This window comes from Streptomyces sp. NPDC004609, assembly GCF_042873655.1.
Lineage (GTDB): Bacteria > Actinomycetota > Actinomycetes > Streptomycetales > Streptomycetaceae > Streptomyces.
Genome location: NZ_JBIALS010000001.1, coordinates 363,324 through 376,077, shown reverse-complemented (window position 1 = coordinate 376,077; position 12,754 = coordinate 363,324). Strand labels below are relative to the sequence as shown.

The window sequence follows — 12,754 nt, the reverse complement described above, 5'->3', positions numbered from 1 at the left end:
TGGTACGGGTGATCACTTCGCGCCCACGGCGTGCGCGCCCACCACGGGCGGGCGCGGCCCCGGAGCACCTGTCCCCGGGGTGCGCGGCTCCGGCGCGCACCGACCCGGCCCACGCGGCGCACCCGGCACCGGCGGACCCGGGCGAGGCCGTCACGGGGCCGCCCTGGAGACGGCCGCGCGGTACAGCTCCGCCGTGCCCTGTGCCGCCTTCGCCCAGGTGAACCGGTTCAGCACACGCTGCCGTCCCGCCGCGCCCAGCCGTGCCCGCAGCTCCGGGTCGCCGAGCAGCCGCCCGATCGCCGACGCGAGCGCGCCCGCGTCGCCGGGCGGCACGGCCAGACAGGTCTCGCCGTCGGCGCCCGTGACCTCGGGGATCGCGCCCCCGGTCGTGGCGACCAGCGGGGTGCCCGTGGCCATCGCCTCCGCGGCGGGCAGCGAGAACCCCTCGTACAGCGAGGGCACACAGGCGACCTGGGCGCCGCGCACCAGGTCGACGAGGTCCCCGTCCGAAATGCCCTTGACGAAGTCGACCGCGCCGCCGAGCCCGTACCGCTCGATCAGCTGGGCGACCGGCCCGTCCTCGGCGCGCCTGCCGACGACCACGAGATGCGCCTCGGGGTACTCGGTGCGGATCTTGGCGAGCGCCTCCACCAGGTGGACCAGCCCCTTGAGGGGCACATCGGCGCTGGAGGTGGTGACGATCCTGCCGGGCACCTCGGCGACCGCCGGATCCGGCGAGAAGAGGCCGGTGTCGGCGCCGGCATGGACCACGTGGACGCGCTCCGGCCGTACTCCGAGGTGCTCGACGATCTCCTGCCGGGAGGAGCCGGAGACCGTGAGGACGGACGGGAGGCGCCGTGCGACCCGCCTCTGCATCCGGGTGAAGCCGTACCAGCGGCGTACGGAGGCCCGGCGCCGCCAGCCCTCGGCCGCGTCCAGCTCCAGCCGCCGGTCCACCGTGATGGGGTGGTGGATGGTGGTGACCAGCGGCGCGCCGAGATCGCCGAGCAGCCCGTACCCGAGCGTCTGGTTGTCGTGGACGACGTCGAACCGGCCCCGGCGCGCGGCCAGATGGCGGCGGGCCCGCAGCGAGAACGTCAGCGGCTCGGGAAACCCCCCGGTCCGCATCGTGGCGACCTCGACGGCGTCGACCCAGTCGCGGTACTCGCTCCTGGCGGGTGTACGGAAGGGGTCGGGGCTGCGGTACAGATCGAGGCTGGACAGCTCGGTGAGCGGCACGCCCTCGTCGAGTACGGGATAGGGCTGGGCGCCGATGACCTCGACGCTGTGGCCGAGCCGGGCGAGCTCGCGCGAGAGATGGCGGACGTAGACGCCCTGGCCGCCGCAGAACGGATTGCCCTTGTAGGTGAGGAGTGCGATGCGCAGCGGCCGGCCGTCGTCGCCGGACGATCCGGTGCCGGAGCGCGGGCCCGTACGACCCGTGTGAGGGCCGGCCTCGATGGCCTCAGCGGTCACTCACGGCCCCCTTCTCACTGCGTTTCGCCGGAGCGTAACCGCTCACGCTAATCTAGAACAAGTTTCAGACTTCATCGCTCAAGAGGCTTCGAATCTACCGGCTGGTAGCGCGGCCGTAAGGGCCGGATCAGGTGATTCGCGCCACGACGGCCCCCCTGCCATGCTGTGCGGTCGGCAGGAATACGGAGCACCGGTACCAGTACGGAGCGGAACAGTGGAGCGGGAGCCATGACAGCCGAAGCCAAGCCCTCCGGACCGGGCTCACCGCCCCTGACGGAGCGCCAGGAGGCGCGCCGCCGACGCATTCTGCACGCCAGCGCGCAGCTGGCGTGCCGGGGCGGCTTCGACGCGGTGCAGATGCGCGAGGTCGCCGAGGCCGCCGGTGTCGCCCTCGGAACCCTGTACCGGTACTTCCCGTCCAAGATCCACCTCCTCGTCGCCACCATGCAGGACCAGCTCCAGCACATGCACACCACCCTCCGCAAGCGGCCCCCGGGCGGGGAGAGCGCCGCGGACCGGGTCGCCGAGACGCTGATGCGGGCCTTCCGCGCGCTCCAGCGCGAGCCGCATCTCGCGGACGCGATGGTCCGCGCGCTGACCTTCGCCGACCGCAGCGTCAGCCCCGAGGTGGACACGGTGTCCCGGCAGACGACGGCGATCATCCTGGACGCCATGGGCCTGGAGAACCCGACGCCCGAACAGCTCTCGGCGGTCCGAGTGATCGAGCACACCTGGCACTCGGCCCTCATCACCTGGCTCTCGGGCCGGGCGTCGATCGCCCAGGTGAAGATCGACATCGAGACGGTCTGCCGGCTGATCGAGGTGACCTCCCCCGGCCCCCGCCCCACGCGCCCGCGGTCCTCCTGAGACCCGGACCCGCGCTTCCGGCCCGCCGGGAGGCTCCCCGGGCGACGTGCCGAGGGGAGGGGGCCGGGAACGGCACCCGGCAGGCCGCCGCACCGGCGACCGGCGGCAGCGTTCCCGCGGGCGCCCGCACCGGACCGCCGTGTCCGGCGCGGCCGTTCGCCGCGGACCGCGGGGACCCGCCGCCGGGACCCACCGTCACTCCTCCGGCGGGAACACCGGCTCACCACTCCCCAGCAGCGTGATCGTGATCGCCTCCACGGGACAGTTCTCCGCCGCCGCCAGCACCGCCTCGCTCGCGTCCGTCTCGGGATCCCGGGGGCGCGACTGCCGCGCCGAGTCCAGCGCGAACCCGTCAGGGGCGTGCCCGACGCACATGCCGGAGCCGATGCAGAGCCCCCGGTCGACCTCGATCTGCCAGCGGTCCCCCATCAGTTGCCCCCGTATCCGGCGGGCAGGTGGATCATCTTGTGCTCCAGGTACTCGCCGTACCCCTCGGGCCCGAACTCCCGCCCGAGACCGGAGTTCTTGTAGCCGCCGAAGGGCCCGAGCATGTCCAGGCTGAACGTATTGACGTTGTACGTCCCCGTCCTGATGCGGCGCGCGAAGTCGATGCCGTGCTCCACGTCGCCGGTCCAGACACTGCCGCTGAGCCCGTACTCGGAGTCGTTCGCGATCTTCGCGGCCTCGCTCTCGTCCCCGTACGGCAGCAGACAGATCACGGGCCCGAAGATCTCCTCACGGGCGATGCGCATCGAGTTGTCGACATCGCCGAAGAGCGTCGGCTCGACGTACCAGCCGCGCTCCAGGCCGTCCGGACGGCCGCCGCCGGTGAGGACCTTGGCGCCCTCCTCCTGGCCGATCGCGATGTAGTCGAAGGAGCGCTGCTGCTGGCGCCGGGCGACCAGCGGGCCGACCTGGGTGGCCGCGTCCAGGGGGTCGCCGACCACGAGCGCGGACGCCGCCGCCGTCAGGGCCTCGGCGATCTCGTCGTACCGGCCGCGGGGGGCGAGGATCCTCGTCTGGGCGACGCACGCCTGACCGTTGTTCATCCAGGCCGCGGGCACGATCCCGGCGATCGCGGACTCCAGGTCCGCGTCCGGCAGGATCACCGCGGCCGACTTGCCGCCCAACTCCAGGGTGACCCGGGTGAGATGACGGGAGGCGACCTCCATGACCCGCCTGCCCGCCGCGACCGAGCCCGTGAACGACACCTTGTCCACGTCCGGGTGCCCGACCAGATACTCGCTGACCTCGCGTCCGGCGGGCAGGATCGACAGCACCCCCTCCGGCAGCCCGGCCTCCCGCGCCATGTCGGCGAGGAGATACGCGTCGAGGGGCGTCTCCGGCGACGGCTTGAGCACCACCGTGCAGCCCGCGAGCAGCGCGGGCCCGAGCTTGGCGGCGGCCGTGAACTGGGGCACGTTCCACGGCACCACGGCCGCGACGACACCGACCGGCTCCCGCCGCACGAGGATCGGCCCGAGCGCCCCCGCCCGGGTCTCCTCGTGCGCGAACCCCCGGGCGACCGTGATCGCCGAGTCCCACACCATCATCGCGCCGAGCGCCTGCGCCAGCACGCTCCACGAGTACGGGGAGCCGTTCTGCGCGCTGATCGAGCGGGCCAGCTCGTCGTGCCGTACCGCGATCGCGTCCTTGATCCTGCCGACCACCTCGATGCGCTCGTCGAGTGTCATCCGCGGCCAGGGCCCCTCGTCGAAGGCCGTGCGCGCGGCGGCCACCGCGCGGTCCACATCGGCCCGGGAGGCGCCCGGGACCCGTCCGATGACCTGCTCGGTGTGGGGCGAGACGACCTCGATGGTCTCGGTGCCCAGTGGGTCGGTCAACTCCCCGCCGATGAACAGCTTTCCGTGTTCCACAAGCTCGGTCATGGCTGTTGCCTCCTGCGCCCGGGCCATATCTGACACTGTTTCAGAACTGATACCAGTTCTAGTTATAGTGAGCAATGCCCGTGTCGTCACGAGTCAGCGCGACGACCGGCCGACCGAGAAGAGAGGAGGGGCGTCATGACGCAGGTGACCGACCACGGCGGAGGCGTCTGGTCCATCGAGGTTCCGATCCCGGACAATCCCCTCGGCCACACCCTCGTCCACCTCCTCGACACCGACCGCGGGCCGGTCCTCGTCGACACCGGCTGGGACGATCCCACCTCCTGGTCCACCCTCACCGACGGGCTGGAGACCCTCGGGGTGTCCGTCGCCGATGTCCACGGTGTGGTCATCACCCACCACCACCCCGATCACCACGGGCTCTCCGGCCGGGTCCGCGAGGCGTCCGGCGCGTGGATCGCGATGCACGCCGCCGATACGGACGTCGTACGCCGGACCCGGGCGTCCGAGCCCGCCGTCTGGCTGGACTATCTGGCCGAGAAGCTCGCCCGGGCGGGCGCGCCCGAGGAGCACACCGCCCCCCTGCTTCAGGCGCGCGCCTCGGGGCGGATGAGGACACTGCCCGGGCTGCGCGCGGCCCTGCCCGACCGGGAGATCGTCCCCGGGGAACTGCTCGACCTGGCCGGGCGCCGGCTGCGCGCGATCTGGACGCCGGGGCACACCCCCGGCCATGTGTGCCTGCATCTGGAGGAGGACCACCCCGCGCGGCTGCCGGGCCGCGGCAGACTGTTCTCCGGCGACCATCTGCTGCCGGGGATCAGTCCGCACATCGGGCTCTACGAGGACCCCGCCGACGAGAGTGCCGCCGACCCCCTCGGCGACTATCTCGACTCCCTCGAACGCGTCGGCCGCCTCGGTCCCGCGGAGGTGCTGCCCGCGCACCAGTACGCGTTCACGACGGCCGGGGAACGGGTCCGTGAGCTGCTCCGGCACCATCAGGAACGCCTCGACGGCCTGCTCGCCCTCCTGGTGGAGCCCCTCACGCCCTGGCAGCTCGCCGAGCGCATGGAGTGGAACCGCCCCTGGGAGCAGATCCCCCACGACTCCCGCAGCATCGCCGTCTCCGAGGCCGAGGCCCATATCCGCAGGCTGGTGAAGCTGGGCCGGGCCGAGCCGCTCCCGGGCCTCCCGACGAGGTTCGTGGCGGTGTGAGCGGCCCCGCCCCGGCGGGCGACGGGCCCCGGGGCGGGCGTGGCGCCCGCGTCCGCCCGGTCGCGCGGGGGGCGGTGCACTCCGTGAGGCACGGCAGGTGCCCGTCCCGCGACCGCGGCGGCGGCCCGGGGACGGGTGACACCGCGCCCGTGCCGGGAACCCCCGTACCAAACGGGGCAGGAGGGGCCCGGCGGAACCCGCGCCCTCACCGCGGGAAACACCGGCCGGTAGAGTGAGCGGGTCGTATCACACCCGTACAGGGGGAAGCCGGTGCGAATCCGGCGCTGACCCGCAACCGTGAGCCGCCCACCACCCGGCGGCGAGTCGGAATGCCCTGGACGCGGACGTGACCGGCTCGTGCCACCGGCAGCCGCCGGTGACCGGCACCGTCGAGGAATACGGTCCGGAGCCCTGGTGCCTCACCGTGCCCGTGCCCGGCCACCGCAGGGAAGGCACCGCCCGTCATGACCACCGCCCGCCGCCGCGCCGCCGTGCTCGCCGCCTCCGCCGTCCTGGCCGCGGCCGTCGTCCCCGCGGCCGCACCGGCCGCGTCCGCGGCGACCAGCCCGCCGCCGTCCCCTCCGGCCGCCGTCACACCGTCCGGTCTGTACGGGACGACCGACCCGGCGTACGACGGCGTCTGGCGCCAGTCCCTCGCGCTGCTCGCCCAGGACACGGTCGGTGTGCGGCCCGCCGGGAAGGCGGTGGACTGGCTGACCGGCCAGCAGTGCGACAGCGGCGCGTACCCCTCGTACCGCGCGGACATGAGCGGGCCGTGCGACCCCAAGCTGCCGCTGGACTCCAACGCCACCGCCGCCGCCGTCCAGGCCCTCGTCGCGCTCGGCGGGCAGGACACGGCGGTGAAGAAGTCCGTGGCCTGGCTGAAGTCCGTGCAGAACGCGGACGGCGGCTGGGGCTACAACCCGGGCGGGGCCAGCGACGCCAACTCCACCTCCGTCGTGATCGGCGCGCTCGCCGCGGCGGGCGAGAAGCCGGACGCCATGGTGTCGAAGGGCGGGAAGTCGCCGTACGACGCCCTGCTGACCTTCGCGCGGCCCTGCGGCGGCAAGGACGGCGGCGCGTTCGTCTTCCAGCCTCAGCAGCCCGGTGTCGTCGCCGACTCCACCGCCGCCGCGGTGATCGGCGCGCACGGGAAGGGCCTGGTGGTGACGGCGGGGGCGAAGGACCCGGGCGGCGCCGTGTGCAAGCCCGCGACCACGGCCCGGGGCGCCGCCCACAACGGCGGCGCGTATCTCGCGACCGCCCTCGCGAAGACCGGCCATCTGAACGCCCCGCCGATGCCGGGCGCCACGGACACCACCGTGAAGCCCGACGTCGGGAACACCGCCGACGCGGTCGTCGCCCTGTCCGCGCAGGGCCTGACCGAGCAGGCGGAGAAGTCCCTGGGCTGGCTGGAGCAGCACGCGGCGGCGTGGGCGAAGGAGTCCGGCCCGGCGGCGTACGCGCAGCTGATCTTCGCGGCCCACGCGACGGGCACGGACCCGAAGGACTTCGGCGGCACCGATCTGGTGGCCGCCCTGAACGCGACCGGCCCGGCCCCGCAGCTCACCGTGACGGACACGGCGCGGGAGAAGCAGCGGGACGAGAAGAAGGACGACACCGGGGTCGGCGTCTGGTGGATCGTCGGCGCGTTCTTCGCGGCGAGCGTCGGCGCGGGCATCCTGCTCAGCGGCCGCCGCAAGTCCCGGCCGTGATCCGCGCCCGGCGGCTGCCGCGGCTGCTTCCCCTGCTGCTCGTCCTCGGGGTCGCGCTGACCGTGCTGGGCGCGGGCCCGGCGCAGGCGGCGGGATACCGCTACTGGTCGTTCTGGCAGGCCGACGGCACGACCTGGAGGTACGCCACCGAGGGCCCGGCCGTGGCCCGCCCGGCGGACGGCTCGGTGAACGGCTTCCGGTTCGCCGTCAGCGAGGACAGCTCCGACTCGGCGCGGCCGCGCACCGCCCCGGACTTCGGCGCGATCTGCGGCGGTACGCCCCCGAAGGCCGGGCACAAGCGCGTCGCCCTGGTCATCGACCCCGGCACCGCCGCCGACGCGCCCGGGGGCGAGACCCCGCCCGCGCCGCGGAACGCGTGCGCCCGGGTCCCGGGGGACGCGACGACGGCCGAGGCGCTGGCGCAGGTGGCGAAGCCGCTGCGGTACAACGGCGAGGCGCTGCTGTGCGCGATCACCGGCTACCCCGCGTCGGGCTGCGGCGAACAGGTCTCGGGCCCGCGCCCCACCGCCACACAAGCGCCCGGCCCGCTCACCACGACCGCGAAGAGCTCCGGCTCCCGTGGCCCGGACTCCGGCGGCTCCGGCAGCGGCGGCCCGTCGGTGGGCGTGGCCGCGGGCGCCGCGGTGATCCTCGCCCTGGGCGCGGCCACCGTCTGGCAGTCCCGCCGACGCCGCGGCCGATGACACCCCGCCCCGCCCCGGACCCGCACCCCTCACCCCCGCCGCCGGGGACCGCCGGGCGGCGGCGCCCCCTTCCCGGGCCCGGGGGCCCCGGTCGTCCCCCCGGCGCGGACGGTACCCCCGCGCCCGGTGGACCCGGCCGGGGCGGAGTGCGTCCCCCGCGCCCCCGGTCGCGGTTCCGGGCACCCGAGGCGGACCGCTCCAACGCCCTGCACGCGGGCGCCTGGTGGCTGTGGGCGCTCGGGCTGGCGGTCGCCGCGTCCCGGACCACGAATCCGCTGCTCCTCGGCCTGATCGTCGGCGTCGCCGGATATGTGGTGGCGGCGCGCCGGACCGACGCGCCCTGGGCCCGTTCGTACACCGCCTTCGTGAAGCTCGGTCTGATCGTCCTCGCCGTGCGGGCGCTGTTCGCGATGGCGCTCGGCTCCCCGATCCCCGGTACGCATCTGCTCTTCGCCCTTCCCGAGGTCCCGCTCCCCGACTGGGCGAAGGGCATCAGGATCGGCGGGAAGGTCTACGCGGAGCAGGTGGTCTTCGCGCTCTACGAGGGCGCGAAACTCGCCACGCTGCTCATCTGCGTCGGCGCGGCCAACGCGCTCGCCAACCCGGCCCGCCTCCTCAAGTCCCTGCCGGGCGCGCTGTACGAGGCCGGGGTCGCCGTCGTCGTCGCGATGACCTTCGCGCCCAACATGGTCGCCGATGTGGCCCGGCTGCGCACCGCGCGCCGGCTGCGCGGCCGGTCCACGGGCGGGATCAGGGCGGTCGCGCAGATCGGGCTGCCGGTGCTGGAGGGCGCGCTGGAGCGCTCGGTCGCGGTCGCCGCCTCCATGGACGCGCGCGGCTACGGCCGCAGCGCCGAGGTCCCGGCCGCCGTACGGCACACCACGACCGCTCTCACGCTCGGCGGGCTGCTCGGGGTGTGCGCGGGTTCGTACGCCCTGCTGGCGTCGGAGGGCGCTTCGTACGGGCTGCCGGTGCTCGCCGCCGGGCTGGCCGCGTCCCTCGCGGGGCTGCGCCTGGGCGGCCGCAGGACCGTGCGCACCCGGTACCGCCCCGACCGGTTCGGCCCGCGTTCCTGGCTGGTCGCCGGGTCCGGTGCGGCGGTCGCGGGGCTGATGATCTGGGCGGGCGCGTACGATCCCACGGCTCTGGCCCCCGGGGTCGTACCGCTGACCGCTCCCTCGCTGCCCCTGTGGCCGGCGCTCTCGGTCCTCGCCGGGCTGCTCCCGGCGTTCGTCGCGCCCCTGCCGCCGCGTGCCGCCGGCTCTTCCAAGGAGGCCCCGTGATCCGGTTCGAGAACGTGTCGGTCACCTATGACCGGTCCGGCGGTGAGCGGGCCGGCTCCGGCGAGGCCGCGCGCCCGGCGGTCCGGGGTGTCGACCTGACCGTCCCGGAGGGTGAGCTGGTGCTGCTGGTGGGCCCGTCGGGGGTCGGCAAGTCGACTCTGCTCGGCACGGTCTCCGGGCTCGTGCCGCATTTCACGGGCGGCACCCTGTGCGGGCGGGTCACCGTCGACGGCCGGGACACCAGGACCCACAAGCCACGGGAACTCGCCGATGTCGTCGGCACGGTGGGCCAGGACCCGCTCGCCCACTTCGTCACCGACACCGTGGAGGACGAACTCGCCTACGGCATGGAGTCGCTGGGTCTCGCTCCGGCGGTGATGCGCCGCCGGGTGGAGGAGACGCTCGATCTGCTGGGAATGGCGGAGCTGCGCGACCGGCCCATCGCGACCCTGTCGGGCGGTCAGCAGCAGCGGGTGGCGATCGGCTCGGTGCTGACCACCCACCCCAGGGTGCTGGTCCTCGACGAGCCCACGTCCGCCCTGGATCCGGGCGCGGCGGAGGAGGTGCTGGCCGTGCTGCAACGGCTGGTGCACGACCTCGGTACGACGGTCCTGCTGGCCGAGCACCGGCTGGAGCGGGTCGTCCAGTACGCGGACCAGGTGATCCTGCTGCCCGCCCCCGGTGAGGCCCCGGTGATGGGCGACCCCGCCCGGATCATGGCCCTCTCCCCGGTGCACCCCCCGGTGGTGGCGCTCGGGCGGCTGGCCGGGTGGGACCCGCTGCCGCTGTCCGTACGGGACGCCCGGCGGCGGGCCGCCGGCCTGCGCGAGCGGCTGCCGGAGCCCCCGGCGCCGCCCGCGTGCCCGGCCGGGGAGGCGCTGCTGACCGTCGAGAGGCTGGCGGTCCGGCGGGGGCGCGTCGACGCGCTCCGCGGGATCGGGCTGACCGTGGCCGCCGGGGAGACCGTCGCGCTCATGGGCCGTAACGGAGCGGGCAAGTCCACCCTGCTGTCCGCGGTGGTCGGCATGATCCCGCCGACCTCCGGCACGGTCTCGGCCGGCGGACTGACACCCCACCGCGCGCACCCGCGCGAGCTGATCCGCCGGGTCGGTCTCGTCCCGCAGGAGCCGCGGGATCTGCTGTTCGCGGACACGGTGGCCGCCGAGTGCGCCGCGGCCGACGCGGACGCGGGGGCCGAGCCCGGTTCCTGCCGGACCCTGGTCGGCGAACTGCTTACGGGCGTACGGGACGAGACGCACCCCCGCGATCTGTCCGAGGGGCAGCGGCTGGCGCTGGCGCTGGCGATCGTGCTCACCGGACGGCCCCCGCTGCTGCTGCTCGACGAGCCGACGCGGGGTCTGGACTACGCGGCGAAGGCCCGGCTCGTGGGGGTGCTGAAGGGGCTCGCGGCCGACGGGCACGCCATCGTGCTGGCCACGCACGACGTGGAGCTGGCGGCCGAACTCGCACACCGCGTGGTGATCCTCGCGGACGGCGAGGTCGTCGCGGACGGCCCGACGCCCGAGGTCGTCATGTCCTCGCCCGCGTTCGCGCCCCAGGTCGCCAAGATCCTCGCGCCCGGGCGCTGGCTGACCGTCGCACAGGTCGGGGACGCCCTGTGAGCGGGTCCGGGCCGGTGCCGGCGGAAGGCTCCGAGCGGGTACGGGCGAGCGGGCGCCGGAGCGTGGCGGCGGGCGGGTCCGGCGGCACGCCGGCGGACGGATCCGCGCGGCCGATCCGGCTGGGGCCCCGTTCCACGGCGGCGCTCGTGCTGGTCACCGCGGTCGGTGTGGTCGCCTTCGGCTGGCCGCTGCTGGCCTCGGCGAACTCCGGCCTCGCGCACTCCGGGGACGCTCCCTGGCTCTTCGCCCTGCTGCTCCCCCTGCTGGTGGCCGTCGTCGTGGCGACCATCGCCGACACCGGGCTGGGCGCCAAACCGGTCGCGATGCTCGGGGTCCTGGCCGCGGTGGGGGCGGCGCTGCGCCCGCTCGGCGCGGGCACCGCGGGCCTGGAGCCCATGTTCTTCCTGATGGTGCTGAGCGGCCGGGTGCTGGGGCCCGGATTCGGCTTCGTCCTCGGCTCGATCACGATGTTCGCCTCGGCCCTGCTCACGGGCGGGGTGGGTCCGTGGATGCCGTTCCAGATGCTGTCGATGGGCTGGTTCACGATGGGCGCGGGTCTGCTGCCGGGCCCGGAGCGGCTGCGGGGACGGGCGGAGGTGCTGATGCTGACGCTGTACGGCGCGGTCGCGGCGTTCGCCTACGGCACGGTGATGAACCTCCAGGGGTGGACGTACCTCCTCGGCGGCGCGTCCGGGATCTCCTTCCACCCCGGCGATCCGCTGCACGAGAACCTGACCCGCTTCCTCGCGTACGTCACGGCGACCTCGCTCGGATGGGACCTCGGCCGGGCGCTGCTCACGGTCGTCCTCACCGTCACCCTCGGCCCCACCGTGCTCAAGGCCCTCCGCCGCGCAACCCGCCGGGCCGCGTTCGAGGCACCGGTCGCCTTCGAGGGGCCCGTCGCCTTCGAGGGGCCCGTCGTCCCGTCGGACGGCAAGACACTCAGTCCTCCCGGTGGGAGCCCCCCCGGACCTGGTGACGGAAAGCTCCGGGAGTGATGCCGTACACGTCGCGAAACGCGCGCCCGAAGACGGTCACGTTGGTGAAGCCCCAGCCGGCGGCGATCACATGGACGGGCTGGGCCGCCAGTTCGGGACGGGCGAGGTCGGCACGGCAGCGCTCCAGACGGCGGCGTCTGATGGAGGCGGCCACACTCTCCTCCCGCTGTTCGAAGGCCGCGTACAGCGTGCGCACAGAGATGTGGTGGCGGGCGGCGACGACACGGGGGTTGAGGGCGGGATCGTGGAGGTTGTGGTCGATGAAGGCGTCGATCTGCTCCATCAGCAGTTGTGCGCGCGTTCTGGCGGGAAGCCGGTCCCGGGCCCCCAGGTGATGGGCGAGGAAGCCGGACGCCAAGTCCACCGCCAGAGTCCCGAGCCGGCGCCTTTCCCACGGTGAGCAGTCGACGGCATGGGTTGCCAGGGTCCGCAGGAACCGGCTCAGGAAGACGCCCACGCCCCGATGGGCTGTCAGGGATCGTGCGACCAACTGGTCGATTCTGTTCCCGGGGAGCGGTACCGCCTCCCGCAGCAGGTGCAGCATGATCAGCCGTGTGTCGTGTCCATGGGCTCCCGTTCCCGCGGTGAGGGGATGCGAGGTGTCGAAGACCACCACGTCCCCGGCGGCGATCTCGGCGTCGTTACGGCGCTGGGAGATCCACATGGAGCCCTCGGTGATCAGCGCCAGAAGGTACTGACCCGGATCGCCGCGCCTGATCAGGGTGGGCGTACGCCACGACCGGAGGGCGCCGTGGCTGAAGCTCGACACATCACAGGCTCCGAGTTCCACTGTCCCGGCGCTGGCGTGGAACGTGGTCGGGTCCTCGATGGCGAGCCGGGTGGGAGCAACTGAGCGACCGATGAGTTCGTGGTACCAGTCGGGCCTGTCCTCTTCGGGCAGGTCCTGGGTGGACATGCACGTCCACATCGGCTTCTCCTCCCCGCCACGACGGGTCGGCACGTCTCGCCCGGAGCCGGCCCCCTCGATCCCTCGTGCCGCCATGACTCTATGGACCGTTCTGCCCGCCTG

11 protein-coding genes and 1 riboswitch are annotated in these 12,754 nt (G+C 74.2%); of the genes, 7 read left to right on the top strand and 4 right to left on the bottom strand.

Annotated elements, in window-relative coordinates; translation table 11 throughout:
* Positions 1 to 150: 150 nt before the first annotated feature.
* Positions 151 to 1,476, bottom strand: a complete 1,326-nt coding sequence (locus ACFYT4_RS01555) for a glycosyltransferase family 4 protein (RefSeq protein WP_389264130.1) — start codon at positions 1,474 to 1,476, stop codon at positions 151 to 153.
* A 228-nt stretch (positions 1,477 to 1,704) separates the two neighbouring features.
* Between ACFYT4_RS01555 and ACFYT4_RS01550 the strand changes: the two genes are divergently transcribed.
* A complete protein-coding gene (locus ACFYT4_RS01550; RefSeq protein WP_389264128.1) occupies positions 1,705 to 2,343 on the top strand; it encodes a TetR family transcriptional regulator in 639 nt (212 codons plus the stop codon).
* A gap of 195 nt (positions 2,344 to 2,538) precedes the next feature.
* Here ACFYT4_RS01550 and ACFYT4_RS01545 read toward each other — a convergent pair whose 3' ends face one another.
* Together ACFYT4_RS01545 and ACFYT4_RS01540 are read right to left on the bottom strand one after the other, a co-directional pair.
* Complete coding sequence (locus tag ACFYT4_RS01545; RefSeq protein ID WP_389264126.1) at positions 2,539 to 2,772, bottom strand: ferredoxin; 234 nt, start codon at positions 2,770 to 2,772, stop codon at positions 2,539 to 2,541.
* A complete protein-coding gene (locus ACFYT4_RS01540) occupies positions 2,772 to 4,232 on the bottom strand; it encodes an aldehyde dehydrogenase (protein ID WP_389264124.1) in 1,461 nt (486 codons plus the stop codon). Before ACFYT4_RS01540 ends, ACFYT4_RS01545 begins: the two co-directional genes overlap by 1 nt.
* 135 nt (positions 4,233 to 4,367) lie before the next feature.
* Between ACFYT4_RS01540 and ACFYT4_RS01535 the strand changes: the two genes are divergently transcribed.
* The 6 genes from ACFYT4_RS01535 (at position 4,368) to ACFYT4_RS01510 (ending at position 11,724) form a co-directional block, all read left to right on the top strand.
* Positions 4,368 to 5,402, top strand: coding sequence for an MBL fold metallo-hydrolase (locus ACFYT4_RS01535; protein WP_389264122.1), 1,035 nt, complete (start codon positions 4,368 to 4,370; stop codon positions 5,400 to 5,402).
* Between the two features lie 236 nt (positions 5,403 to 5,638).
* A riboswitch (cobalamin riboswitch) is annotated at positions 5,639 to 5,737 on the top strand.
* A gap of 129 nt (positions 5,738 to 5,866) precedes the next feature.
* Positions 5,867 to 7,117 (top strand): prenyltransferase/squalene oxidase repeat-containing protein, encoded by a 1,251-nt coding sequence (locus ACFYT4_RS01530; protein WP_389264120.1) that lies wholly within the window; start codon positions 5,867 to 5,869, stop codon positions 7,115 to 7,117.
* Entirely contained in the window at positions 7,114 to 7,821 is a 708-nt protein-coding gene (locus ACFYT4_RS01525) for an SCO2322 family protein (protein WP_389264118.1), read from the top strand. Before ACFYT4_RS01530 ends, ACFYT4_RS01525 begins: the two co-directional genes overlap by 4 nt.
* Before the next feature lie 146 nt (positions 7,822 to 7,967).
* Entirely contained in the window at positions 7,968 to 9,104 is a 1,137-nt protein-coding gene (locus ACFYT4_RS01520; protein WP_389264116.1) for an energy-coupling factor transporter transmembrane protein EcfT, read from the top strand.
* Entirely contained in the window at positions 9,101 to 10,726 is a 1,626-nt protein-coding gene (locus ACFYT4_RS01515; protein WP_389264114.1) for an ABC transporter ATP-binding protein, read from the top strand. The genes ACFYT4_RS01520 and ACFYT4_RS01515 overlap by 4 nt, the downstream gene beginning before the upstream one ends.
* 62 nt (positions 10,727 to 10,788) lie before the next feature.
* Positions 10,789 to 11,724, top strand: coding sequence for an ECF transporter S component (locus ACFYT4_RS01510; RefSeq protein WP_389264257.1), 936 nt, complete (start codon positions 10,789 to 10,791; stop codon positions 11,722 to 11,724).
* Here the strand turns inward: ACFYT4_RS01510 and ACFYT4_RS01505 are convergent.
* Complete coding sequence (locus ACFYT4_RS01505; protein ID WP_389264112.1) at positions 11,669 to 12,640, bottom strand: helix-turn-helix domain-containing protein; 972 nt, start codon at positions 12,638 to 12,640, stop codon at positions 11,669 to 11,671. The genes ACFYT4_RS01510 and ACFYT4_RS01505 overlap by 56 nt on opposite strands.
* Positions 12,641 to 12,754: the final 114 nt, after the last annotated feature.